This is a genomic window from Cellulomonas sp. ATA003 (assembly GCF_031582905.1).
Lineage (GTDB): Bacteria > Actinomycetota > Actinomycetes > Actinomycetales > Cellulomonadaceae > Pengzhenrongella.
The window spans coordinates 183,568-207,171 of sequence record NZ_CP133990.1; the positions used below are offsets into that span (position 1 = coordinate 183,568).

The window sequence follows — 23,604 nt, forward strand, 5'->3', positions numbered from 1 at the left end:
CCAGCAGCCCCCCGCGCGTCCCCCGCCGAGCTCATCACCGAGGGCGCCACGTCGCTCGGCATCGAGCTCGGCTCCACCCGCATCAAGGCGTGCCTCGTCGGGCCGGACGGCGCGGTGCTGGCGACCGGCAGCCACGACTGGGAGAACCAGTTCGTCGACCGCGTGTGGACCTACGACCTCGACGCCGTGTGGACCGGGCTGCAGGACTGCACGGCCGCACTGCTCGCGGACGCCGAGCGTCGGCACGGTGTGCGCCCCGCGACGGTCGGCGCACTCGGGGTGTCCGCGATGATGCACGGCTATCTCGCGTTCGACGCCGACGACGGGCTCCTCGTGCCCTTCCGGACGTGGCGCAACACGACCACCGAACGGGCCGCGACCGAGCTCACCGAGCTCCTCGGGTTCAACATCCCGCTGCGCTGGTCGGTCGCCCACCTCCTCCAGGCCGTGCTGGACGACGAGCCGCACGTGCCCGCGATCCGCTCCCTGACCACGCTGGCCGGCTACGTGCACCGGCGGCTGACCGGGCGCCACGTGCTCGGCGTGGGCGACGCGTCCGGCATGTTCCCCATCGATCCGGCGACCCACGACTACGACGCCGCCATGCTCGAGGCGGTCGACGGGCTCCTCGCCGGGCGTCGTCCGGGTCTGCCCGCCCTGCGGGACCTGCTGCCCGAGGTGCTGGTCGCGGGGCAGGAGGCCGGCCGGCTCACCGCGGAGGGTGCCGCGCTGCTCGACCCGACCGGCACCCTGACGGCCGACGTGCCGCTGTGCCCGCCGGAGGGGGACGCCGGCACCGGCATGGTCGCCACGAACGCGGTCGCCCCGCGCACCGGCAACGTCAGCGTGGGCACGTCGATCTTCGCCATGGTCGTCCTGGAGCGCCCGCTCGCCGGCGTCCACCACGAGCTCGACGTGGTGACGACACCGGCCGGGGACCCGGTCGCGATGGTGCACTGCAACAACGGGGCGAGCGAGCTCGGGGCGTGGGCCGAGGTCTTCGGTCAGTTCGCCACCGCGCTCGGTCACCCGACCGCGCCCGACGACGTCTTCGGTGCACTCCTGCGCTCCGCCCTGGACGGCGACGCCGACGGTGGCGGGCTGCTCGCCTACAACTACCTGTCCGGCGAGCCGATCACGGGTCTGGCCGAGGGGCGTCCGCTCCTCGTGCGCACCCCCGGCAGCCGGCTCACGCTCGCCAACGTCGTGCGCACCCAGGTGTACGCCGCGTTCGGCACGCTCAGCCTCGGCATGCGCGTGCTGGAGGCCGAGGGCGTCGCCGTCGACGCGATGTACGCCCACGGCGGCATGTTCCGCACGGCCGGGGTCGCGCAGCGCCTGCTGGCCGCCGCCGTCCGGGCCCCGGTCGGGGTCGCGACGTCCGCGGGCGAGGGCGGGCCGTGGGGGATGGCGCTCCTCGCCGGCTACCTCGGTGCGGCCGACGACGCCGACCTCGGCACCTACCTGCGCACCCGCGTGTTCGCCGGGGCCGCGGTCGACGTCGTGGAGCCGGACGCCGCCGACCTGGCGGGGTACGCCACGTTCCTCGACCGCTACGTCGCCGGCCTCCCGGTCGAGCGGGCGGCCGTCGAGGCGGTCGACCCGGCGTGACCGGCCCCGGCCGCACCGCACGACCGGACGCACGATCCCGATCCCCCGCCGCACGTCGGCGGCACCACGAGCAGGACGCACGGCAGGAGGCCGGACATGACGACGCAGGCACTGAGCACGTACCCGGAGGCGGTGCGCGACGCCGTCGCGCGGACCCGCGACGTCGTCGCGGCCCTGCACGCCGAGCTGCCCCGGTGGGGCCTGGTGGTGTGGACGGCCGGCAACGTCTCCCAGCGCGTCGTCGTCGACCCCGCGGCGGGGCCCGGCCCGGACGACCTCCTCGTCATCAAGCCCTCGGGCGTGACGTACGACGACCTCACGCCCGCGGCCATGGTCGTGTGCGACCTGGACGGCACCCTCGTGGACGGCGACCGGTCGCCGTCGTCGGACACCGCGGCGCACGCGTACGTGTACCAGCACATGCCGCACGTGGGCGGCGTCGTGCACACCCACTCGACGTACGCGACCGCCTGGGCCGCGCGCGGCGAGGAGGTGCCGTGCGTGCTGACGATGATGGCCGACGAGTTCGGCGGGCCCATCCCGATCGGTCCGTTCGCGCTGATCGGGGACGACTCGATCGGTCGCGGCATCGTCGAGACGCTGCGTGACAGCCGGTCGCCGGCCGTGCTCATGCGCAACCACGGTCCGTTCACGATCGGCAAGGACGCGAAGGCGGCCGTCAAGGCCGCCGTCATGGCCGAGGAGGTGGCCCGGACGATCCACATCGCCCGCCAGCTCGGCGAGCCCGTGCCGATCGCGTCGTCCGACGTCGACTCGCTGTACGCGCGCTACCAGAACGTCTACGGCCAGGGCTGACGCCCCACCGCCCGCCCGGGCGGGCGCCCGTCGCCCCCGAGTAGCACCCGACCCGCACCCGACCCGCACCCGACCCGCACCCGACCCGCACCGTCCGACCGCACCAGGAGCCCCGTCATGACCAAGCCGTACGCCGACCGCGAGATCTGGTTCCTCACCGGCAGCCAGGACCTGTACGGCGAGGAGACGCTGCGCCAGGTCGCCGAGCAGTCCCAGGTCATCGCCCGCGCCCTCGACGAGTCCGACGAGGTCCCGGTGACGGTCGTGTGGAAGCCGGTGCTGAAGAGCGCGGACGCGATCCGCCGCATGGCGCTCGAGGCGAACGCCAGCGACGCGTGCGTCGGCGTCGTGGCGTGGATGCACACGTTCTCGCCGGCCAAGATGTGGATCGCCGGGCTGGACGCGCTGCGCACGCCGCTGCTCCACCTGCACACGCAGGCCAACGTCGAGCTGCCGTGGTCCGAGATCGGCATGGACTTCATGAACCTCAACCAGGCCGCGCACGGTGACCGCGAGTTCGCCTACATCCAGACGCGGCTCGGGGTCGCCCGCAAGACCGTCGTCGGCCACGCGTCGAATCCGGCCGTGCGCACGCGCATCGGGGTGTGGGTCCGCGCCGCCGCCGCCTGGGCGGCCACGCACGACCTGCGCCTCGCGCGGTTCGGCGACAACATGCGCAACGTCGCGGTCACCGAGGGCGACAAGACCGAGGCGCAGCTGCGGTTCGGCGTCGAGGTCAGCACCTGGGGCGTGAACGACCTGGTCGAGGTGGTCGACGCCGTCGCGGACGCCGACATCGACGCGCTGGTCGCGGAGTACGAGGAGATCTACGACGTCGCCCCCGAGCTCCGGGCCGGCGCGGAGCGGCACGAGTCGCTGCGCTACGGCGCACGCCAGGAGATCGGGCTCCGGACCTTCCTCGAGGGCATCGGCGCCCGCGCGTTCACCACCAACTTCGAGGATCTGGGCGGGCTGCGTCAGCTCCCCGGGCTCGCGGTCCAGCGGCTCATGGCCGACGGGTACGGCTTCGGCGCCGAGGGCGACTGGAAGACGGCGGTCCTCGTCCGGGCCGCCAAGGTCATGGGGGAGGGGCTGCCCGGCGGCGCCTCGCTCATGGAGGACTACACCTACGACCTCGTGCCCGGTGACGAGAAGATCCTCGGCGCGCACATGCTCGAAATCTGCCCGACCCTCACCACCGCGCGGCCCTCGCTCGAGGTGCACCCGCTCGGCATCGGGGACCGCGAGGACCCGGTCCGCCTCGTGTTCGACACCGACCCCGGGGTGGGCGTCGTCGTGTCGCTGGCCGACATGCGCGACCGGTTCCGCCTCACCGCGAACGTGGTCGACGTCGTCGCGCCGGACGCCGAGCTCCCCACCTCCCCGTCGCCCGCGCCGTGTGGAAGCCGCGCCCGGACTTCGCGACGTCGGCCGAGGCGTGGCTCACCGCGGGCGGGGCGCACCACACGGTGCTCACCACCCAGGTCGGCATCGAGGCGTGGGAGGACTTCGCCGAGATCGCCCGCACGGAGCTGCTCGTCATCGACGAGGACACCACGCGGCGCTCGTTCGCGCGGGAGGTCCGGACGAACCAGGCGTACTACCGGCTCGCCCAGGGCCTGTAGGGCCGGCAGGGCCGGCGGGGGCGGCAGGGACGGCCCGCAGGGGCATCCGGCGGGGATGGGCCGGACCGGCTCACCCCCGCCGCTCACCCCCGCCGCTCGCGTGCGGGCAGCGGGGTGCGCCGGTGATCGCGCCGATCACGTCCTCGTAGCTTGCCGTCGCGGTGTCGAACGACCCGCTGTTCCGGCCGTGCCGGAGCACCTCGATGCGATCGGCGACGGCGCGCACGTCGGTCATGTTGTGGCTGATGAGGATCACGCCGAGACCGAGCTCGCGCAGGCGCTCGATGTGGGTCAGGACCTCGGCGGTCTGCACGACCGACAGCGCCGCGGTCGGCTCGTCGAGCACCACGATCCGCGGGGACCCGATGAGGGTGCGGGCGATCGCCACCGACTGGCGCTGACCCTTGGAGAGCCCGGACAGCGGTGAGCGCGCGGACGGGATCCGCGAGTTGAGGCTGCGCAGGATGCTGCGGGCGATCTCCTCCATGGAGCCGTCGTCGCGCACGCCGTGGCTCGTGAGCTCCCGGCCCAGGAAGAGGTTGGCGGTCACGTCGAGGTTCTCGCACAGGGCGAGGTCCTGGAAGACCATCGCGACGCCGGCGCTGCTGGCGACCTGCGGGCTGGTCAGGTCGACCGGCGTCCCGCCGATGGCGATGGTCCCGGTGTCCGGCTCGAGGACGCCGGACACCATCTTGGCGAGTGTCGACTTGCCCGCGCCGTTGTCCCCGACGAGGGCGACGACCTCGTGCTCGTGGACGACGAGGTCGACGTCGACCAGCGCCTCCACCGCGCCGAACCGCTTGGTGATGCCGTGCATCGCCAGCAAGGGCGCGCGAGCGTCGTCGGTCATGCCCGGTCACCCCGTCCCTGTCGGTCACGTCCCCGCGGCTGCGTGGGGCGTGCGTGCGTCGTGCGGTGTCGTGCTCGGGCCCACGGTGTCATGGCGCCACCTCCTGCTCCGAGCGGGCGAGCCTGAGCTCGTCCAACGAGACGTCGGTCGACTGCAGCGCGAGGACCATCGCACCGAGGACCTCCGCCCGGGCGCCGAGGGCGCCGGGGACGACCTCGAGCGGGGCCACCCGGTTGGGCAGCACCCCGCGACGGACCGCCTCGCGCAGCGGGCCCAGGAGCAGCTCGCCGGTCTCGGCGAGCTCCCCGACCACCACGCACTGGGGGTTGACCGCGACCGCGAGCGAGGCGATCACGGTGCCGATCGTGGTCCCCGCGTCGGCGACCACCTGGGCGCAGCCGCGGTCGCCCTCGCGGGCGCGGGTGATGACGTCGCGCAGCGTGAGGTTGCCGTACGCGCTGCGCAGCGCGTCGATCAGCGCGGTGGCGCCGACGACGGTGTCGAGGCAGCCACGACTGCCGCACCGGCAGATGTCGCCCTGCGGGTCGAGCTGCAGGTGGCCGATCTCGCCCGCGGTGCCGGCGGAGCCGCGGTGGAGCGCGCGGCCCAGGACGATGCCCGCGCCCGTCCCGTAGGAGGCGCGGACGTAGACCGAGTCGGCGTGGGCGCTCGAGGCGCCCAGGGTGCTCTCGGCGAGCGCGCCGAGGTTGGCGTCGTTGTCGACGTACACGGGGCGTCCGAGCCGGCCGGCCATGATCTGGCCGATGTGGACGTCCTCCCACCCGCGCATGATGTCGGCGACCGAGATGAGGCCGGTCGCGGCGTCCACCGGTGCGGGGATCCCGATCCCGAGCCCGACGACGTCGTCGAGCACGGAGCCCATCTGCTCCAGGAGGTCCACGACGAGCAGGGCCGCCCGGTCGAGCGTGGTGTCGACGCGGTGGTCGTGCGGCAGCGGGAGGGACTGCTCGGCGATCACCTCGTGCGTGAAGTCGCCGAGCGCGACCCGCAGGTGCCGGTGCCCGATCTGGATCCCCACGGCAAGCCCCACCCGGCGGGCGAGCGTGACCATCTGGGCACGCCGCCCGCTGCGGGTGGTGCCGGCGATGTCGACGACGCCCGCGGCGAGCAGCTCGCGGACGATCGTCGACACCGTGGCGGCGGACAGGCCGGTGGCCGCGGCGAGCTCGACCTGGGTCAGCCCGCCGTAGTGCTTGACCGTGTCCACCACGAGGGTCCGGTTGGCGGCCCGCAGCCCCTGCTGCGAGCCGGCCGCGCTGCCGCGCCTGCTCACTCCTACCGTCCCCCTGCCCCTGTGGTGCGACCGGCCGACACCGCCCTCGCGTCAGCGCGTCCCGGCGCGACGCTTGTTGAGCAGGTCGAACGCCACCGCGAGCAGCAGGACGAGACCCTTGATGGCCTGCTGCCAGGCCGGGTCGACCGCCATGATGGACAGGCCCATGTTGAGCACGCCCATGATCAGCGCGCCGACGATGGCGCCCGAGATCCGCCCGATGCCGCCGGTGACCGCGGCGCCGCCGATGAAGCACGCGGCGATCGCGTCCAGCTCGTAGTTCTGGCCCGCGGCGGCGATGGCCGCGCCGGCCCGGGACGTGGTGACGATGGCCGCGACCGCCGCGAGCACGCCGATGTTGACGAAGATCCAGAAGTCGACGCGCTTGGTGCTGACGCCCGAGAGGGCGGCGGCGGGACGGTTCCCGCCGATCGCGTAGATGTGCCGGCCGAAGACGGTCCGGCCCATGAGGAAGGAGTACGCCACCACCAGGACGCCGACGATCACCAGGACGATGGGCGTGCCGCCGGCGGAGAAGGACAGGATGACGGTGAGCGCACCGATGCCCAGGCCGATCACGACGAGCTTGGCGATGAACAGCCCGAACGGCTCGGCGTGCAGGTTGTGCTTGCGCAGCGACTGCCGGGCCCGGACCTGCGTGAACGCCAGGGCGACGAAGGCCGCGGCCCCGATGAGGAGCGTCACGACGTCGGCGTTCCCGACGAAGCCGAGCACGTTGGGCAGCGAGCCGCCCGCGATGTCGATGAACTGCGACGGGAGCCCGGCCACCGTCTCGCCGACGATGACGAGCGCCAGACCGCGGAAGATGAGCATGCCCGCGAGGGTCACGATGAACGCGGGTATCCCGATGTAGGCGACCCAGAAGCCCTGCCAGGCGCCGACCAGCGCGCCGGCCGCGAGGCCGACGAGGATCGCGACGACCCACGGCAGGTCGAAGTCGCGCATGGCGAGGGCGACGATGCCGCCCACGAACGCGACCACCGAGCCGACGGACAGGTCGATGTGGCCGGCGACGATGACCATCACCATGCCGATCGCCAGGATCATCACGTAGGCGTTCTGCTGGAACAGCGACGCGACGTTGTTGGCGAGCAGGAGCTTGCCGTCGGTCAGCACCTGGAACAGCAGGATGATGACGACGAGCGCCCCGAAGATGCCGTACTGGCGGGCGTTGCCGCCGAGCCCGCCGAGCCGTTGCGCGAGCGGCACGCGGGCGCGCTCACCGGCCGGCATGTTCGGTGTCGTATTCATGTCGACGCTCATGACGCCTTCCCGTCCTTCTCCATGGTCATGTACTGCATGAGTCGTTCCTGGGTGGCCTCGGCGCGCGGCACCTCACCGGTCACCCGCCCCTGGCTGAGGGTGTAGATGCGGTCGCAGATCCCGAGCAGCTCGGGCAGCTCGGAGGAGATGACCAGGACGCCCTTGCCCTGCTCCGCGAGCTTGTTGATGATCGTGTAGATCTCGTACTTGGCGCCCACGTCGATGCCCCGGGTCGGCTCGTCGAGGATGAGCACGTCCGGGTCGGCGTAGATCCACTTGCTCAGCACGACCTTCTGCTGGTTCCCGCCGGAAAGCTTCCCGACGAGCGCCTGCACGGTGTGGGTCTTGATGTTGAGGTCCTTGCGGAACCGCTCCGCGACGGCGCCCTCCTCGCGGCGGTCGACGACGCCGCCCCGCGACAGCTTCCCGAGGGCCGCGGCCGACACGTTGTGCTGGACCGTGTCGATGAGGTTCAGCCCGTAGTGCTTGCGGTCCTCGGTCGCGTAGGCGAGACCGCTCTTGATCGCCTGGTCGACGGTGTTGAGCTGGACGAGCTTCCCGTCCTTGAACACACGACCGGAGATCCGGGAGCCGTAGGAGCGGCCGAAGACGCTCATCGCGAGCTCGGTGCGGCCGGCGCCCATCAGTCCGGCCAGCCCGACGATCTCCCCGCGGTTCACGGTGATGCTGGCGCCGTCGACGACGAGCCGGCTCTGGTCGATCGGGTGGTGCACCGTCCAGTCCTCGATCCGCAGCACCTCCGCGCCGATGCTCGGCGTGTGCTCGGGGAAGCGGTTGTCGAGCGAGCGGCCGACCATCCCGCGGATGATGCGCTCCTCGCTGACCGGCTCGGCGCCGTTCATCTCGAGCGTCTCGATCGTCCGGCCGTCGCGGATGATCGTCGTCGAGTCGGCGATCGCCTCGATCTCGTTGAGCTTGTGGCTGATGATGATCGACGTGATGCCGCGGTCCCGCAGGCCGCGGATGAGACCGAGCAGGTGCGCGCTGTCCTCGTCGTTGAGCGCGGCGGTGGGCTCGTCGAGGATGAGGAGCTTGACCTCCTTGGACAGCGCCTTGGCGATCTCGACGAGCTGCTGCTTGCCGACGCCGATGTCCATGACCTTGGTGTCCGGCCGCTCGGTCAGCCCGACCTGGCTCAGCAGGTCGGCGGCACGCGCGTTGGTGCGGTTCCAGTCGACGATGCCGCGCGCGGAGCGCTGCTCGTTGCCGAGGAAGATGTTCTCGGCGATCGACAGGTAGGGGCTCAGGGCGAGCTCCTGGTGGATGATGACGACGCCCTTGGCCTCGGAGTCCCGGATCCCGCGGAACTCCACCGTCTCGCCGTCGAGGACGATGTCGCCCTCGTAGTCGCCGTGCGGGTAGACGCCCGACAGCACCTTCATCAGCGTCGACTTGCCGGCGCCGTTCTCGCCGCAGATCGCGTGGACCTCGCCGCGGCGGACCGCGAGCGTGACGTCCTGGAGCGCGATCACGCCGGGGAACCGCTTCGTGATCCCTCGCATCTCGAGGATGTTGTCGTTCATGCTCCTCGCCCCTGTCGGTGACCCGACGGTCGATGTCTGGTGGTGCGCGGTGGTGGGCAGTGGTGGGCACGGGCCCAGCCACGGGCCGCCGGCGCCCGCGGGTGCGGACGCCGGCGGCCGGTGGGGGTGGGGTCGGTGCTACAGGCCCAGGTCGCCGGCCTCGTAGAAGCCCGAGTCCACGAGGGTCTCCTGGACGTTCTCGGGGGTGACGACGACCGGCGGGAGCAGGAAGGTCGGGACGACCTTGACGCCGTTCTCGTAGGTCTCCTCGTCGTTGACCTCGACGGTCTCGCCCTGGGCGATCTGGTCGACCATGGTCGCGGCGCGTGCGGCGAGCTCGCGGGTGTCCTTCCAGACCGACATGGACTGCTTGTCGGCGAGCATGTTCAGCACGTTGGCGTTGTCGGCGTCCTGGCCGGTGATGATCGGCCAGTTCTGACCGGGGGTGTAGCCGGCGCCCTCGAGGGCCTGCGCGATGCCCAGCGCCAGGGAGTCGTTCGGGGACAGCACGACGTCGACCTGCGTGCCGCCGCTGTAGAACGAGTTGAGGCGGTTCTCCATCTCGGCCTGGGCGGTGTCGGAGCCCCAGCCCTGGATGCCGATGCTCTGCCAGTCGTCGTTCGACGCCGGGGACTTGCCCGACGGGACGACGAGCTGGCCGCTCTCGACGTAGGGGAGCAGGACGTCCCACGCGCCGGAGAAGAAGAACTTGGCGTTGTTGTCGTCCGGGGAGCCGGCGAAGGGCTCGAGGTTGAACGGGCCGGCTCCGCCGGCGAGGCCGAGCTGCTCCTCGATGAACTGCCCCTGGAGCTGGCCGACCTGGTAGTTGTCGAACGTCGCGTAGTAGTCGACGTTCTCGGTGTCGTTGATGAGGCGGTCGTACGCGATGACCGTGATGTCGCGGTCCGCGGCCGTCTGCAGCACGGGCGCCAGGGCGGTGCCGTCGATGGAGGCGACGACGAGGATGTCCGCCTCCTGGTTGATCATGTTCTGCAGCTGGGTGATCTGCTGGTCGACCTTGTTGTCCGCGTACTGCAGCGTGGTCTCGTACCCCGCCTCCTGCAGCTGCTCCTCGAGGTTCGCACCGTCACGGTTCCAGCGCTCGAGGCTCTTGGTGGGCATCGCGATGCCGACGAGGGTCTCCTCGGCCGACGCCGCGCCCTCCTCGGTGCCGCCGCCGCCCGCGGCGGGCTCGCGCTCGCTGCTGCACGCGGTCAGGGTGACCACCATGCCGGCGGCCAGGAATCCGGCCGCGGTCCTCTTCCACACACGAGACATCCTTGTCCACCTTCTGCTCGTTACGCGTCCGGCCGCGTGGGCGACTGCGAGGCTTCGACGCCTCGCTCCGGGTCCGACTCGGTCGTCCGCGACCGTGGCCGTCCCGTGGCCGGTGTTGTCGAAGTTGAATTTAGGACCTGAACTCAAGGGCAGCAAGGGCCGTGACCAAACCGTGTCCTGTGGGCGCAGAAGGGTCCCCCGTCGGGGTGACGCGGGTGTGTGGGTTCAGAGGGTGAAGGCAAGTGCCGCCAAGCCGACTATGGCCGGGCAGCGAACCGCTCGAGCAGGTCCGCGTGGCCCGAGACCACCAGGAGGTCGTCGGGGGAGATGCGGGTGTCCGGCTCGGCGTAGACGAAGTCCTGGCCCGGTGACTTCACGCCGACCACGGTGACCCCGTAGCGCTCACGGATCTTGGTCTGGCCGATGGTGAAGCCCTGGGTCTCGCGCGGCGGCCGCATCTTGACGATCGTGAAGCCGTCCTCGACCTCGATGTAGTCGAGCATCTTGCCCGAGACGAGGTGCGCGACCCGCGCGCCGGCGTCGGCCTCGGGGAGCACCACGTGGTGGGCGCCGATGCGCTGGAGGATGCGCGCGTGCTCGTTCGAGGTGGCCTTGGCCCAGATCTGCGGGATCTCGAGGTCGACGAGGTTGCCGGTGATGAGCACGCTCGCCTCGAGGTACGAGCCGACGCCGACCACCGCGACCGGGAAGTCGCGGGCTCCCACCTGCTCGAGCGCCTCGGGGTTCGCGGCGTCCGCCTCGACGAGCGGGATCCGTCCGGCCCACTGCGCGACGAGCTCGGGCGAGCGCTCGACGGCGAGGACGTCGCGCCCGAGGTTGTCCAGCGTGGTGGCGATCGCCGAGCCGAAGCGCCCCATGCCGATCACCAGGACGCCCGCGTCCTTGGCCGGCTTGTCCCGGTCCTTCTCCCGGGCGGCCGACGACGACCAGCCCCCGCGACCGGACCGCATGCTCTCAGCCAATGATCGGCCTCTCCTCGGGGTAGCGGATGACGCGCCGTCGGCTACGCAGTGCCAGGGCGGCGGCGAGGGTCATCGTGCCAGTACGGCCGACGAACATGAGCAGGGCCAGCACGTACTTGCCGGAGTCCGGCAGCGTCGGGGTGATGCCGGTCGACAGCCCGACCGTCGCGAACGCCGAGATCACCTCGAACAGCACGACGTCGAGGGTCAGCCCGGTGACGGCGAGCAGGGCGAGGCTCGCGACGAGCACGATGGTCGCGCTGACCAGGGAGACGGCGATGGCCACCTGGAGGGCCTCGCGCGGGATCCGCCGGCCGAAGGCCTCCACGTCCCGGTCCCCGCGGGCCTCGGCGACGATCGCGAGCAGCATGACCGCGAGGGTGGTGACCTTGATCCCGCCCGCGGTGGAGGCGCTCCCGCCTCCGACGAACATCAGCGCGTCGAGGAGGAGCCACGTGCCCTCGTGCAGCTGGCCGACGTCCACGGTCGAGAACCCGCCCGAGCGCGGCATGACACCGGCGAAGAGCGACGCGAGCAGCGTCGCGTCCCAGTCCAGGGGGGCGAAGGTGCGCGGGTTGGTCCACTCGAACGCCGCCACGATGAGCGCGCCGAACACGACGAGGACCAGGCTGGTGACGAGGGTGAGCTTGGCGTGCAGGCTCCACCGCCGCGGCGTGCGCCACAGCGTGAGGAGGTTGAGCAGCGCGGGGAACCCCAGCGACCCGACGAAGACGCCGATGATGATCGGCAGCAGGACCCACCAGTCCGAGACGTACGGGTCGAGGCCCTCGGCGGTCGGGATGAAGCCGGCGTTGTTGAACGCCGAGATCGCGTAGAACACCCCGTGCCAGACCGCCTCGCCCCAGTCCTCGCCGAGCATGCGGAAGCGCGGGATCAGCACGAGGGCGATCGCGACCTCGAACGAGGCCGACGTGAGCACGACGATCCGCAGCAGCGACCCGACCTCGCCGAGCCGGCCGGTCTTGGTCTCCGCGCTGACCAGCAGGCGCTGGGTGAGCCCGATGCGCCGGGACACCGCGAGGCCCAGCAGGGACGCCAGGGTCATGACCCCCAGGCCACCGATCTGGATGCCGACGAGGATGACGACGTGCCCCCACGTGGACCAGTAGGTGCCGGTCGGCACCGTGACCAGCCCGGTCACGCAGACGGCGGACGTCGCGGTGAAGAGCGCGTCGGCGAACGGCGCGCGCTCGCCGGTCGCGGTGGCGGCGGGCATCGACAGCAGCGCGGTGAACAGGGCGACGACCGACGCGAACACGCCGATCGCCAGCCGGGCGGGGGACTGGCGTGCGAGCCGGTCGAGCGCCTCGCGCCCCGGTGCGCGGTCGCGCAGGCGCGAGCGCGGCCCTGCACCCTCGCCCCGACGGTCACGGTCGCCCACTCTGGCACGTCCGTCGGGCGACGGCGTGCGGGCGTGCGGTGCCCTCGGTGTGAGCGGTGTGCCGGGTGGGGTCGCCACCCGGCTACCGTGACGCCCATGACCGACTCCGTGCGCGTGGTGTGGTCACCTGCGCTGCTCGGCTACAGCTTCGGTCACGGTCACCCCATGTCGCCGCTGCGCCTGGACCTGACCATCCAGCTCGCCCGCGCGCTGGGCGTCCTGCGGCCCGACGGCGTGCGCCTCGTCGACGCCGAGCCCGCGTCCGACGAGACCCTGCGCACCGTCCACGACGCCGACTACCTCGCCGCGGTCCGCGCCGCGTCGGTCGAGGGGCGTCCGGACCCGTCGCGCGGCCTGGGCACGGACGACGACCCGATCTTCCCCGGCATGCACGACGCCGCCGCGCGCATCGTCACCGGCAGCCTCGACGCCGCGCACGCGGTGTGGAGCGGCGAGGCGGTGCACGCGGTCAACATCGCCGGTGGCATGCACCACGCCATGCCGGACGCCGCGTCCGGGTTCTGCGTGTACAACGACGCCGCCGTCGCGATCCGCGCGCTGCTGGCGGCGGGCGCGCGCCGGGTCGCCTACGTCGACGTCGACGCCCATCACGGGGACGGGGTGGAGCGGATCTTCTGGGACGACCCGCGCGTGCTCACCGTGTCCGTGCACGAGAGCGGACGCACCCTGTTCCCCGGGACCGGGCACGTGACCGAGGTCGGCGGTCCGGGTGCCGAGGGCACGGTGGTCAACGTCCCCCTGCCCGCCGGCACCGGCGACCGGGGCTGGCTGCGGGCGTTCGACGCCGTCGTCGAGCCCGTGGTGCGGGCGTGGGCTCCGGACGTCGTGGTGAGCCAGCACGGGTGCGACGCGCATCGCGAGGACCCGCTGGCGCACCTGAGGGTGAGCGTCGACGCGCAGCGGTACGTCGCGCAGCGGGTGCACGCGCTCTCCCACGAGCTGGCCGACGGCCGGTGGGTGGCCCTCGGCGGTGGTGGCTACTCGCTGTTCGACGTCGTCCCGCGCGCGTGGGCCCACCTCCTCGCGATCGCGGCCCACGCCGACCTCGACGCCGCGACCCCCGTGCCGGAGTCGTGGCGGCGGACCGTCGAGACGCTCTCGGGGTCACCGGCGCCGCTGACGATGAGCGACGGGGTCGAGCCGGACTTCGCGCGGTGGGCGGACGGCTACGACCCGGCCGACGACCTCGACCGCGCGCTCCGCGCGGCCCGGCAGGCGGTGTTCCCGCTGCTCGGGCTGGACACCCACTACGACTAGGTGGCTCCGCTCGCCGGTCGCGGTGGGACGCCGGCGTCGTCCTCTTTCACACCGGCCGTGCAGGCCCTAGGGTGATCGCTGCACGTCCCGCCGTCGGCGGAGCACGAGTCCCCGTCGGCGCACCGCCGGCCCCGTCCCGGAGGAGCCCTGCGGCCCATGTCGAGCGACCAGCCCCGCGTGCGGTTCCTCACCGTGGCCGAGGTCGCCGAGATCATGCGGGTGTCGAAGATGACGGTCTACCGGCTCGTCCACTCCGGTCAGATGCCCGCCGTCCGGGTCGGCCGCTCGTTCCGGGTGCCGAAGGACGCGCTGGACCACTACCTGTCGACGGCGTACATCGAGGGCGACCGCCTCACCTCCTGATCCGGCCGGCCGGCCGCGCGTCGCGGCACCGTCGACGAAGACGGTAGGGTGACCACGGAATTGGCGTGCGTGGACGATCCGACCGCGCCGCGTGTCGATCCGACCAGCACCCGCAGATCGTGAGGACTCATGGGCTCCGTCATCAAGAAGCGCCGCAAGCGCATGGCGAAGAAGAAGCACCGCAAGCTGCTGCGCAAGACGCGCCACCAGCGTCGCAACAAGAAGTAGTACTCCGGGCCCGGCAGCTGATGCCGGGCCCGTGGTGTGTCCGCCGCCGGTCGCTCCGGACGGCCGGCTACCCCTGGAGACGGCGCTGCACCGAGCGCAGCGCGAGTCCGACCACCCAGGCCACGCCCGCCCAGCTCGCCGTGCGCACTCCGCGCCGCGTCGCCGCCCGCCGCCGCCCGCGGAACTCGCGCACCGGCCACCCGGCGGCCAGCGCGTGGCGGCGCAGCCGCTTGTCGGGGTTGATCGCGAACGGGTGCCCGACGGCGGAGAGCACGGCGACGTCGTTCGCCGAGTCCCCGTAGGCGTAGGAGAGGTCCAGGTCGATCCCGTCCCGCTCGGCCAGGGCCCGGACCGCGCTGGCCTTCGCCTGGCCGTGCAGCAGGTCCCCGACGAGCCGGCCGGTGTAGAAGCCGCCGCGGTGCTCGGCCACCGTCCCGACGCAGCCGGTCGCGCCGAGACGCCGGGCGATGACGTCGCCGATCTCGACCGGGGTGGCGGTCACCAGCCACACCTCGTGACCGGCGGCGAGGTGCTCGTCGAGCAGCGCGCGGGTGCCGGGGAAGATCCGCAGCTCCATGACCTGGTCGTAGACCTCCTCGCCGATCGCGACGACCTCGGCCACGGAGTGCCCCGTCATGATGTTCAGCGCCGACGAGCGGATCTCGTCGATCTGCTCGGTGTTCTCCCCGAACAGCTGGTAGCGCGCGTTCATCACGCCCGCCCAGGCGATGTCACGCAGCCGGAAGAACCCACGCTCGTACAGCCCGCGTGCGAGGTGGAACGCGCTCGCGCCGCGGATGATCGTGTTGTCCACGTCGAAGAAGGCGGCGATCCGGGGTCCGGTCAGGGGGCGGAGGTCTCGCCGGGCGTCGGATCGGGCACCCGGTCACTGTAACGAGCGTGCCAGGGTTGTCCCATGACTCTCCGTGCGTCGATCGACGAGCCCGCCGACGAAGGGCCCGACGAGCGGCCCGACGAGCCCCGCGTCGTGCTCCTCGGGCGTGCCGGCTGCCACCTGTGCGACGAAGCGCGCGAGGTGGTCCGGGCGGTGACGGCCGAGACCGGGGACGCCTGGCGCGAGGTGGACGTCGACGCCGCGGCGGCGCACGACGGCGGCGCGCTCCAGCGGGAGCATGGCGAGGAGGTGCCCGTCGTGCTCGTCGACGGCGTCCCCCGCGGCTTCTTCCGGATCGACCCCGACCGGTTGCGCAAGGCCCTCGCCGCGCCGCCCCCACGCCCTAGCCTGACGGCGACGACGGCGAGGGAGCCCCGGGTGACCAGTCTGAGCACGAGCGGTCCGATCACGAGTGGTCTGGGCACGACCGTGCGCCCGGCCACCCGCCCCGCCGCGGCGGGGGTGCGCGACATCCCGCCGGCCACCGTCGGCCGGCTGCCCGTCTACCTCCGGGCCCTCGGCGTGCTCGCCGAGCAGGGGGTGACCACGACGTCGTCCCGGGCGCTCGCGGCGATGGTGGGCGTCGGTCCGGCGCAGCTGCGCAAGGACCTGTCCCACCTCGGGTCCCACGGGACCAAGGGGGTCGGCTACGACGTCGGCCGCCTCTCGCGGCGGATCACGGTGGTGCTGGGGCTGACCAGCCGGCGGCACGTGGTGATCATCGGGGTCGGGCACCTGGGACACGCGCTCGCCAACTACTCGGGCTTCGCGGGCCCCGACTTCGCCGTCGCCGGGCTGGTCGACGCCGACCCGGTCGTCGTCGGCACCACGGTGGCGGGGCTGCAGGTCGAGCCGACCGACCGGCTGGAGGACGTCGTCGTGCGCACCGGCGCGACCATCGCGGTGATCGCGACCCCGGACGTCGCGCAGCAGGTGTGCGACCGGGCGGTCGCCGCAGGCGTGTCCGGGGTGCTGTGCTTCGCACCTCGCGCGCTGCGGGTCCCGCCCGACGTCGACCTGCGCGCGGTCGACCTGGGGTCGGAGCTGCAGATCCTCGCCTTCCACGACCGCAAGCGCGGCCGTGCGGCGGGCGGGACGCTCGGGCCCTGACCGCTCGGGCCCCGACCGCTCGCGCGCCGGCCCACGACCGCTCGGGTGAGCGGGCGTCGACGCCCGCGGCGGCACCACGCGCGCGAGGGGCGCCGAGCCCGCGTGGTCGCGGTGCTCGACGCCCCTCGCCGGGCGTGCGGGGGTGCTGCGGCTTAGGCCTGCTTGATGGCCGAGATCTCGAGCGCGACCTTGACGTTGTCGCTGACCAGGAAGCCGCCGGTCTCCAGTGCGGCGTTCCAGGTGAGGCCGAAGTCCTTGCGCGAGATGTCGGTGGTCGCGGAGAAGCCGGCGCGGGCGTTGCCGAACGGGTCGGTCGCGGTGCCGTTGAACTCCAGGTCGAGCTCGACGGTCCTGGTCACGCCGTGGATGGTGAGGTCGCCGACCAGCACGTAGTCGTCGCCCTTCGCAGAGACGGAGGTCGAGGTGAACGTCCACGTGGGCATGGTCTCGACGTCGAAGAAGTCGGCGCTGCGCAGGTGGCCGTCGCGGTTGGCGTCGCGGGTGTCGATCGTCGCCGGGTCGAGCACGGCGGTCACGGAGGAGGACGCGAGGTCCTCGCCGATGACGATGGAGCCCTCGGTGATGGCGACGGAGCCGCGGACCTTCGCGATCCCGGCGTGACGGGTGGTGAAGCCGGCCTCGCTGTGGGACGGGTCGATGGTCCAGGTCCCGACGAGGGTCTCGGTCGGCAGGGTCGTGGTGCTCATGGGGTCCTCCGTGGCGGTCGCGGTGGATCATTGAAGACTCAACGATCCGTTAGTTGATATTTCTACTATGCTTGGGGCTGTCGCGCAAGGCCTCGTCCGTCCCGGCGGGTTGCCGCGTCCCGGAGGAGGTCCGTCCCATGTCCACGTCGTCGTCGCAGACGCCCACGCCCAGCACCGCGTCCGGCGTCGAGCCCGTGCGCTGGCTCGACGCCGAGCAGCAGGGGCACTGGCGTGCGTTCCTCGTGGGCACCGCGCGGCTGCAGGACGCGCTGGGTCGCCAGCTCGACCGGGACAGCGACCTGTCGCTGAGCGAGTACGAGGTGCTCGTCCGGCTCTCGGAGTCGCCGGACCGCACGCTGCGCATGTCGCTGCTCGCCGACGAGCTGGCGCACTCCCGCAGCCGGATCACCCACACCGTGCGCCGGCTGGAGGCGGCCGGCCTCGTCGAGCGCCAGGCCTGCGACTCCGACGGGCGCGGCGTCAACTGCCACATGACCGACGCCGGCCTCGCGCGCCTGGAGGCCGCCGCGCCGGGCCACGTGCAGGCCGTCCGCACCCACCTCGTGGACGTGCTGACCGACGACCAGCTGCGCGCGGTCGGCGAGGCGATGACCGCGGTGCGCGAGGCGCTCGAGCGCGGCTGACACGGGCCGATCTCACACCGGCCGGACCCTCGCGGGCACCCAGCACGGGTGGTGGTTTGCGAGACTGGGGGCATGGTCGCCACCACGGTCCACCTCATGCGGCACGGCGAGGTCCACAACCCCGCCGGCGTGCTGTACGGCCGTCTGCCCGGGTACCACCTGTCCGAGCGCGGGGTCGCGATGGCCGAGCGGGTCGCCGCGCACCTGGCCGGGGACCGGGAGCCGGCACCGGGGCACGACGCGACCGAGCGGGCCGACGTCGTCGCGGTGTTCGCCTCGCCCATGGAGCGCGCGCAGGAGACCGCGGCACCGGTCGCCGCCGCCTTCGGCCTGACCATCCGGACCGACGACCGCCTGCTCGAGGCCGGGAACCGCTTCGAGGGCCGGACCTTCGGGGTCGGTCCCGGGTCGCTGCGCCGTCCGGCGAACTGGCCGCTGCTCGTCAACCCGTTGCGGCCGTCGTGGGGTGAGCCCTACCGGCACCAGGTGCGACGGATGCTCGCCGTCGTCGACGTCGCCCGGGAGGCGGCGCGCGGCCACGAGGCGGTCCTGGTCAGCCACCAGCTCCCGGTGTGGGTGACCCGTCTGGCGCTGTCCGGCGAGCGGCTGTGGCACGACCCGCGCCGCCGCGAGTGCACCCTCGCCTCCCTCACGTCGCTGCGCTTCGACGACGACCGGCTCGTCGGCCTGCACTACACCGAGCCCGCTGCCGACCTGCTGCCCGCCGCGAAGCCCGTCCCGGGGGCATGAGCGTGCGCCGCGGAGCGGTTGTCGCCCTCGTCGCCGCGCTCGCCCTGGGCGGGTGCACGGCCGGGACGAGCACCGGCAACGGGTACACCGAGGACGGGCAGTCGAGCGGGTACATCTCGAGCGACGGCAGCACCCAGACGTGGGCCCCGGACGAGCGCGGGGAGCCCGTGGAGGTGAGCGGCACCGACTTCACCGGGGCGCCGGTCGACGTCGCGGACTGGCGCGGCGACGTCGTCGTCCTCAACACCTGGTACGCCGCCTGCCCACCGTGCCGCGCGGAGGCGCCGGACCTCGTCGCGCTGGCGACCGAGTACGCCGACGACGGCGTCCACCTCCTCGGCATCAACGGCACCGACGACGCCGGCGCGGCGCAGGCCTTCGAGCGGACGTTCGACGTCCCGTACCCGTCGCTCGCGGACACCGACAACGGGGCCGTCGCGGCCCTGCAGGGCTACGTCTCGATCAACGCCGTCCCGACCACGGTCGTGCTGGACCGCGAGGGCCGCGTCGCCGCGCGCGTGCTCGGCCTGGCCGACGGGTCCACCCTGCGGGCGATGGTCGACGACCTGCTCGCCGAGCCGGTCGCCGCGGCATGACGAGCGGGCTGGGCGTGAGCGGGCTGGGCATGAGCGGGGGGCTCGTGACCGGCATCGGCGCGGACTTCGCGACCACCGCCTTCTCCGGCTCGATGCTGCTCGCGGTCCCCGTCGCGCTGGTCGCCGGGCTCGTGTCCTTCGCCTCGCCGTGCGTGCTGCCCCTCGTCCCCGGGTACCTGGGGTACCTCGGCGGCATGAGCGGCGCCGCCCTGGGGCAGACCGGGCTCGGCCGGGGGACCCGAACGGCCCCCGCGGCCGGCCGCGGCCGGCTGCTGGCGGGTGTCGCGCTGTTCGTGGCCGGCTTCACGGCCGTCTTTGTCGTGCTCGGCACGCTCGCGGGCTCGGTGGGGGCGCTCCTGGGGCAGTGGGAGGACCCGCTCACCCGCGTGCTCGGCGTCGTCGTCGTGCTCATGGGGCTCGCGTTCCTCGGGTTCGTGCCGTTCCTGCAGCGCGACACCCGGCTGCACGTGAGCCCGGCGGCGGGTCTGTGGGGGGCGCCGGTGCTCGGCGTCGTCTTCGGGCTGGGCTGGGCCCCGTGCATCGGCCCGACCCTGGCGGCAGTCATCGCGCTCTCCCTGGACGGTGGCTCCCCGGCCCGCGGTGCGGCCCTGTCCGTCGCCTACTGCCTCGGCCTCGGGCTGCCGTTTCTCGCGATCGCGCTCGGCCTGGGGCGCAGCGCGGCCGCGCTCGCGTTCCTGCGCCGGCACCGCCTCGTGATCAGCCGCATCGGCGGGGGACTGCTCATCGTCATCGGGCTCGCCCTGGTCACGGGCCTGTGGGGCACCTGGACGCAGTCGCTCCAGGGCCTCATCGCCGGCTTCCGGCCGGTGGTCTGATGGCCGGCTACCGCCCCGAGGGCATCGAGGACACGTTCGACGAGCGCACCCGTGCCGCCGACGGCCCCGCCCAGGCCGCAGCGCCCGCCGCGACGCGGGGTGCCGCGACGCCGGGGGCCGCGAGCCCGGGCGCCGCGACCCCGGGTGCCGGATCCGGACGCGGTGACCGGCCGGCCGAGCTGCCCCGGCTCGGCGTCGTCGGCTGGCTGCGGTGGACGTGGCGCCAGCTGACCAGCATGCGGGTCGCGCTGCTCCTGCTCATGCTGCTCGCGGTCGCCGCCGTCCCCGGCTCCGTCCTGCCGCAGCGACCGCAGGACCCGGCACGCGTCGCGGAGTACCTCGCCGACCACCCCGACCTGGGCCCGTGGCTGGACCGCCTCGGCGCGTTCGACGTCTACGCCTCGGCGTGGTTCTCGGCCATCTACCTGCTGCTGTTCATCTCGCTGGTCGGCTGCATCGTGCCGCGCACGCGTGCCCACCTCGGCGCCCTGCGGGCGCGGCCGCCGCGTACGCCGCGCCGGTTCGACCGCTTCCCGGCGCGCGCCGGGTGGACGACGGCGCAGACGCCGGCCGAGGTGGGCGAGGCCGCACGGACCGCCCTGCGTGGTCGGCTGCGGTGGCTGCCCCGGTTCCGCGTGGACGTCCGCGCCGAGGGCGCCGGCGTGACCGTCTCCGCCGAGCGCGGGTACCTGCGCGAGAGCGGCAACCTCGTCTTCCACCTGGCGCTCGTCGGGCTGCTCATCTCGGTCGGCACCGGCCAGTTCCTGCACTACCGCGGGCAGGCGATCGTCATCGAGGACCGCGGGTTCGCGAACGCCGTCGTCGGCTACGACACGTTCGAGAGCGGCTCCGGCTTCGACCCGGCGAGCCTCGAGCCGTTCTCGCTGACCCTCGACGCGTTCACCGCCGAGTTCGACCCCGAGACCCTCGCGTCCCGCTACTTCCGGGCCGACGTCACGGTCCGCGAGCCCGACGGCGCCGAGCGTGCCGAGTCGATCCGGGTCAACCACCCCTCACCGCGGGCGGCGCGAAGATCTACCTCCAGGGCAACGGCTACGCGCCCGACCTCACCGTGCGCGACGCCGCCGGCGAGGTCGCCTTCAGCGGTCCGGTGCCGTTCCTCCCCGAGGACGACGTCTACACCTCCCGCGGTGTCGTCAAGGTGCCGGACGTCTCCGACGGACCGCAGATCGGCATGGTGGGCTACCTGCTGCCGACCGCGGACGAGTTCCTGCCGGACCGCTGGCGGTCGGTGCACCCGCAGCCGCAGGACCCGCTGCTGGTGCTGTCGGTCTGGTCCGGCGACCTGGGGCTGGACGACGGCGTCCCGCAGAACGTCTACCAGCTCGACGAGACCGGCCTCGAGCAGGCGGTCGACGCCGAGGGCACCGCCGTGACGCTCTACCTGCGCCCCGGCGAGACCGTCGCGCTCCCCGACGGGCTGGGCGAGCTGACCTACGAGGCGACCCCGCGGTTCGTCGCGCTCGACCTGCGCCACGACCCGACGCTGGCGTTCGTCCTGGTCTTCTCGCTCCTCGCGCTCACCGGTCTCGCGGTGTCGCTGTTCACCCCGCGGCGGCGGCTCTGGCTGCGGGCGGTCCCCGGGGCGGACGGTCGTACAGTGGTCACCGCCGCGGCGCTCGCCCGCGGCGACGACATCGGCCTGCAGGGTGAGCTCGACGCGGTGGTGGCCGCGGTCGCCGGCCCGGACGCCCCGTCCGACGACGACGCCGGCCCGCACGACGCCGCCCCGCCCGCCGACGCCGCCCCGCGCGACGCCGGTCCGCGCGCCGGTTCGCACGCCGGGGCCCCGAACCCCGCGGGCACCCCGTCGGCGCCCACGCATCCCCTGCACGACACGCACGACCCCGACCACGACGCGGTGACGCGACCGGAGGCACGATGACCACGGCCCAGCTCGGAGACCTCAGCACCGGCCTGGTGTGGGCGGCCGCGACCGTCTACACCGTGGCGCTGGTGGCGTACACGCTCGACCTCGCGCGCCTGGTCGACCGTCTGCCGGCCGCCCGCGCCGCCGCGGCCACGGCCGTCGCCGCGGGGGCGCGGACCTCCGCCACCGGGGCGACGACCGCCGTCGTCGACCGCGGCCCGACGGCGCCCGGGGCGTTCGCCGGGTCCGCCGACCCCGGCCGTCGCCGGTCCAAGGCCCGCGGCATCGCCCGCTCGACCACCGTGCTCGGGCTGCTGCTGCACCTCGTCGCGGTCGTGACCCGCGGCCTCGCGGCGGGGCGTGCGCCGTGGGCCAACATGTACGAGTTCACGCTCGTGGGCACGCTCGTCGCGGTCGCCGTCCTGCTCACGGTGCTCCGCCGCCGTGACCTGCCGTTCCTCGGCGTGATGGTCACCGGCGTCACCGTGCTCGGCCTGGCCGCCGGGCTGCTCGTGTTCTTCATCCAGGCGGACGGCGTCCAGCCCGCGCTCGACAGCTACTGGCTGGTCATCCACGTCGGGATCGCCATCACCTCGACCGGCATCTTCACGGTCGCGTTCGCGGCCAGCGTCCTGCAGCTGCTGCGCGACTCGCGCGCCCAGGGCTCGGCCGCGCTCGCCGGCAACGGGTGGCGGTGGCTCGAGACGGTCCCGCGGGCGAGCGAGCTCGAGGCGCTGTCCTTCCGGCTCAACGCGGTCGGCTTCGTGCTGTGGACGTTCACCCTCATCGCCGGGGCGATCTGGGCCGAGCACGCCTGGGGCCGGTACTGGGGCTGGGACCCCAAGGAGGTCTGGACCTTCGTCATCTGGGTCGTCTACGCCGCCTACCTGCACGCGCGCACCACGCGCGGCTGGGCCGGTCGTCGGGCGGCGTGGTTCGTGATCGTCGGCTACGCGTGCGTGATCGCGAACTTCACGATCGTCAACATGTTCTTCGACGGCAAGCACTCGTACTCGGGTCTCTAAGGCCGAGCCGACGCCGCCTGCGTCGTCGCTGACGCCGGAGCCGGCGTCGCTGACGCCGCGGCGGAGCGTCGGGCGCCGCTTCCCGGGAGCGTCAGGCGCCGCTGCGGGGCCCGGCGTGCCGTGGCCCGGGGAGTCGTGCCCGGGGAGTCGTCCTCGCTGTCCGCTGGGCCGGTCACGGGACCGTCGGCCGAGCTGTCCGGCTGGGGCGGCACCCCGTCCGTGCTGCGGCCCGCGGCGTCCGCCCGGCGCTGCATGCGCTCCAGCCGCCAGAGGAACTCCGGGTCGTCGTCGGGGGCGACCGGGCCGGACGGTCGCCGGGGCCTCGGGCCGGACGGACGCGGGCGTGTCCCGCCGCCGCCACCACCGCCCCCGGCGCCGCGCGCGCGGGCTTGGGAGCGGGCGACGAGCCACGCGATCGCACCGAGCACCGGCAGCAGCACGATGAGCAGGATCCACAGGGCCTTGGAGATGCCCCAGCGCTCGTCCGCCTCGCTGCGCACGACGTCGATGATCGAGTAGACGACCAGCCCGATCAGCACGACGAACAGCAGGTTCCGCATGGCTCCACCCTATGTCGGGGTGCCGCATGGGCGG

21 protein-coding genes and 2 pseudogenes are annotated in these 23,604 nt (G+C 73.3%); 13 read left to right on the top strand and 10 right to left on the bottom strand.

The window, feature by feature from the left end; translation table 11 throughout:
- The first annotated feature begins 33 nt into the window (after positions 1 to 33).
- The 3 genes and pseudogenes from REH70_RS00920 to araA all read left to right on the top strand — a co-directional run bounded on the left by REH70_RS00920 (position 34) and on the right by araA (position 4,052).
- Positions 34 to 1,611 (top strand): FGGY-family carbohydrate kinase, encoded by a 1,578-nt coding sequence (locus REH70_RS00920; RefSeq protein WP_310754085.1) that lies wholly within the window; start codon positions 34 to 36, stop codon positions 1,609 to 1,611.
- A gap of 96 nt (positions 1,612 to 1,707) precedes the next feature.
- A complete protein-coding gene (locus tag REH70_RS00925) occupies positions 1,708 to 2,427 on the top strand; it encodes an L-ribulose-5-phosphate 4-epimerase (RefSeq protein WP_310750672.1) in 720 nt (239 codons plus the stop codon).
- 117 nt (positions 2,428 to 2,544) lie between these two features.
- Positions 2,545 to 4,052, top strand: a pseudogene (gene araA / locus REH70_RS00930) (L-arabinose isomerase).
- A gap of 70 nt (positions 4,053 to 4,122) precedes the next feature.
- On the opposite strand, the gene REH70_RS00935 reads toward araA, so the two are convergent.
- The 7 genes from REH70_RS00935 to REH70_RS00965 all read right to left on the bottom strand — a co-directional run bounded on the left by REH70_RS00935 (position 4,123) and on the right by REH70_RS00965 (position 12,639).
- Positions 4,123 to 4,902, bottom strand: a complete 780-nt coding sequence (locus tag REH70_RS00935; protein ID WP_310750675.1) for an ATP-binding cassette domain-containing protein — start codon at positions 4,900 to 4,902, stop codon at positions 4,123 to 4,125.
- 88 nt (positions 4,903 to 4,990) lie between these two features.
- Positions 4,991 to 6,196 (bottom strand): ROK family transcriptional regulator, encoded by a 1,206-nt coding sequence (locus REH70_RS00940; protein WP_310750677.1) that lies wholly within the window; start codon positions 6,194 to 6,196, stop codon positions 4,991 to 4,993.
- 51 nt (positions 6,197 to 6,247) lie between these two features.
- Positions 6,248 to 7,480: a multiple monosaccharide ABC transporter permease gene (gene mmsB, locus REH70_RS00945; RefSeq protein ID WP_310750680.1), complete on the bottom strand. Its 1,233-nt coding sequence runs from the start codon at positions 7,478 to 7,480 to the stop codon at positions 6,248 to 6,250.
- On the bottom strand, positions 7,477 to 9,024 hold the full coding sequence (mmsA, locus tag REH70_RS00950) for a multiple monosaccharide ABC transporter ATP-binding protein (RefSeq protein WP_310750683.1): 1,548 nt from the start codon (positions 9,022 to 9,024) through the stop codon (positions 7,477 to 7,479). The genes mmsB and mmsA overlap by 4 nt, the downstream gene beginning before the upstream one ends.
- A 138-nt stretch (positions 9,025 to 9,162) precedes the next feature.
- On the bottom strand, positions 9,163 to 10,302 hold the full coding sequence (gene chvE / locus REH70_RS00955; RefSeq protein ID WP_310750685.1) for a multiple monosaccharide ABC transporter substrate-binding protein: 1,140 nt from the start codon (positions 10,300 to 10,302) through the stop codon (positions 9,163 to 9,165).
- A gap of 257 nt (positions 10,303 to 10,559) precedes the next feature.
- Positions 10,560 to 11,285 (bottom strand): potassium channel family protein, encoded by a 726-nt coding sequence (locus tag REH70_RS00960; protein ID WP_396134610.1) that lies wholly within the window; start codon positions 11,283 to 11,285, stop codon positions 10,560 to 10,562.
- A complete protein-coding gene (locus tag REH70_RS00965; RefSeq protein ID WP_310754088.1) occupies positions 11,278 to 12,639 on the bottom strand; it encodes a potassium transporter TrkG in 1,362 nt (453 codons plus the stop codon). The genes REH70_RS00960 and REH70_RS00965 overlap by 8 nt, the downstream gene beginning before the upstream one ends.
- A 144-nt stretch (positions 12,640 to 12,783) precedes the next feature.
- Between REH70_RS00965 and REH70_RS00970 the strand changes: the two genes are divergently transcribed.
- From REH70_RS00970 to REH70_RS00980, 3 genes are all read left to right on the top strand, one after another.
- Complete coding sequence (locus REH70_RS00970; RefSeq protein ID WP_310750688.1) at positions 12,784 to 13,965, top strand: acetoin utilization protein AcuC; 1,182 nt, start codon at positions 12,784 to 12,786, stop codon at positions 13,963 to 13,965.
- Positions 13,966 to 14,121: 156 nt separating this feature from the next.
- Entirely contained in the window at positions 14,122 to 14,328 is a 207-nt protein-coding gene (locus tag REH70_RS00975; RefSeq protein WP_310750691.1) for a helix-turn-helix domain-containing protein, read from the top strand.
- A gap of 129 nt (positions 14,329 to 14,457) precedes the next feature.
- Positions 14,458 to 14,556 (top strand): 30S ribosomal protein bS22, encoded by a 99-nt coding sequence (locus REH70_RS00980; protein ID WP_003792170.1) that lies wholly within the window; start codon positions 14,458 to 14,460, stop codon positions 14,554 to 14,556.
- Between the two features lie 67 nt (positions 14,557 to 14,623).
- Here REH70_RS00980 and REH70_RS00985 read toward each other — a convergent pair whose 3' ends face one another.
- On the bottom strand, positions 14,624 to 15,403 hold the full coding sequence (locus REH70_RS00985; RefSeq protein ID WP_310754089.1) for an HAD-IB family hydrolase: 780 nt from the start codon (positions 15,401 to 15,403) through the stop codon (positions 14,624 to 14,626).
- A gap of 69 nt (positions 15,404 to 15,472) precedes the next feature.
- Here REH70_RS00985 and REH70_RS00990 point away from each other — a divergent pair, with 69 nt between their 5' ends.
- The gene (locus REH70_RS00990) at positions 15,473 to 16,561 is read left to right on the top strand and encodes a redox-sensing transcriptional repressor Rex (RefSeq protein ID WP_310751108.1); all 1,089 of its coding nucleotides are present in this window, start codon (positions 15,473 to 15,475) and stop codon (positions 16,559 to 16,561) included.
- Between the two features lie 152 nt (positions 16,562 to 16,713).
- On the opposite strand, the gene REH70_RS00995 is transcribed toward REH70_RS00990, so the two are convergent.
- Complete coding sequence (locus REH70_RS00995) at positions 16,714 to 17,268, bottom strand: YceI family protein (RefSeq protein ID WP_310751111.1); 555 nt, start codon at positions 17,266 to 17,268, stop codon at positions 16,714 to 16,716.
- Between the two features lie 137 nt (positions 17,269 to 17,405).
- Here REH70_RS00995 and REH70_RS01000 point away from each other — a divergent pair, with 137 nt between their 5' ends.
- The 6 genes and pseudogenes from REH70_RS01000 (at position 17,406) to ccsB (ending at position 23,010) form a co-directional block, all read left to right on the top strand.
- Positions 17,406 to 17,912, top strand: a complete 507-nt coding sequence (locus tag REH70_RS01000) for a MarR family transcriptional regulator (protein WP_310751114.1) — start codon at positions 17,406 to 17,408, stop codon at positions 17,910 to 17,912.
- Between the two features lie 72 nt (positions 17,913 to 17,984).
- The gene (locus tag REH70_RS01005) at positions 17,985 to 18,662 is read left to right on the top strand and encodes a histidine phosphatase family protein (RefSeq protein WP_310751117.1); all 678 of its coding nucleotides are present in this window, start codon (positions 17,985 to 17,987) and stop codon (positions 18,660 to 18,662) included.
- Positions 18,659 to 19,258, top strand: coding sequence for a TlpA disulfide reductase family protein (locus tag REH70_RS01010; protein WP_310751120.1), 600 nt, complete (start codon positions 18,659 to 18,661; stop codon positions 19,256 to 19,258). Before REH70_RS01005 ends, REH70_RS01010 begins: the two co-directional genes overlap by 4 nt.
- A complete protein-coding gene (locus REH70_RS01015; RefSeq protein WP_396134611.1) occupies positions 19,255 to 20,094 on the top strand; it encodes a cytochrome c biogenesis CcdA family protein in 840 nt (279 codons plus the stop codon). The genes REH70_RS01010 and REH70_RS01015 overlap by 4 nt, the downstream gene beginning before the upstream one ends.
- A gap of 260 nt (positions 20,095 to 20,354) precedes the next feature.
- A pseudogene (locus tag REH70_RS01020) lies at positions 20,355 to 22,000 on the top strand (cytochrome c biogenesis protein ResB).
- Positions 21,997 to 23,010 carry a c-type cytochrome biogenesis protein CcsB gene (gene ccsB / locus REH70_RS01025; RefSeq protein WP_310751122.1) on the top strand — a complete coding sequence of 338 codons (1,014 nt, stop codon included), beginning with the start codon at positions 21,997 to 21,999 and terminating at the stop codon, positions 23,008 to 23,010. The pseudogene REH70_RS01020 and the gene ccsB overlap by 4 nt, the downstream one beginning before the upstream one ends.
- Here ccsB and REH70_RS01030 read toward each other — a convergent pair.
- Positions 23,007 to 23,570 (bottom strand): PLDc N-terminal domain-containing protein, encoded by a 564-nt coding sequence (locus tag REH70_RS01030; protein WP_310751125.1) that lies wholly within the window; start codon positions 23,568 to 23,570, stop codon positions 23,007 to 23,009. The genes ccsB and REH70_RS01030 overlap by 4 nt on opposite strands.
- Positions 23,571 to 23,604 lie beyond the last annotated feature (34 nt).

Coding starts and splice junctions, on each gene's coding strand:
- REH70_RS00925 (WP_310750672.1), top strand. CDS start 1,708: ATGACGACGCAGGCACTGAGCACGTACCCGGAGGCGGTGCGCGACGCC.
- REH70_RS00935 (WP_310750675.1), bottom strand. CDS start 4,902: ATGACCGACGACGCTCGCGCGCCCTTGCTGGCGATGCACGGCATCACC.
- mmsB (WP_310750680.1), bottom strand. CDS start 7,480: ATGAGCGTCGACATGAATACGACACCGAACATGCCGGCCGGTGAGCGC.
- mmsA (WP_310750683.1), bottom strand. CDS start 9,024: ATGAACGACAACATCCTCGAGATGCGAGGGATCACGAAGCGGTTCCCC.
- chvE (WP_310750685.1), bottom strand. CDS start 10,302: ATGTCTCGTGTGTGGAAGAGGACCGCGGCCGGATTCCTGGCCGCCGGC.
- REH70_RS00970 (WP_310750688.1), top strand. CDS start 12,784: ATGACCGACTCCGTGCGCGTGGTGTGGTCACCTGCGCTGCTCGGCTAC.
- REH70_RS00975 (WP_310750691.1), top strand. CDS start 14,122: ATGTCGAGCGACCAGCCCCGCGTGCGGTTCCTCACCGTGGCCGAGGTC.
- REH70_RS00980 (WP_003792170.1), top strand. CDS start 14,458: ATGGGCTCCGTCATCAAGAAGCGCCGCAAGCGCATGGCGAAGAAGAAG.
- REH70_RS00990 (WP_310751108.1), top strand. CDS start 15,473: ATGACTCTCCGTGCGTCGATCGACGAGCCCGCCGACGAAGGGCCCGAC.
- REH70_RS00995 (WP_310751111.1), bottom strand. CDS start 17,268: ATGAGCACCACGACCCTGCCGACCGAGACCCTCGTCGGGACCTGGACC.
- REH70_RS01000 (WP_310751114.1), top strand. CDS start 17,406: ATGTCCACGTCGTCGTCGCAGACGCCCACGCCCAGCACCGCGTCCGGC.
- REH70_RS01005 (WP_310751117.1), top strand. CDS start 17,985: ATGGTCGCCACCACGGTCCACCTCATGCGGCACGGCGAGGTCCACAAC.
- REH70_RS01010 (WP_310751120.1), top strand. CDS start 18,659: ATGAGCGTGCGCCGCGGAGCGGTTGTCGCCCTCGTCGCCGCGCTCGCC.
- REH70_RS01015 (WP_396134611.1), top strand. CDS start 19,255: ATGACGAGCGGGCTGGGCGTGAGCGGGCTGGGCATGAGCGGGGGGCTC.
- ccsB (WP_310751122.1), top strand. CDS start 21,997: ATGACCACGGCCCAGCTCGGAGACCTCAGCACCGGCCTGGTGTGGGCG.
- REH70_RS01030 (WP_310751125.1), bottom strand. CDS start 23,570: ATGCGGAACCTGCTGTTCGTCGTGCTGATCGGGCTGGTCGTCTACTCG.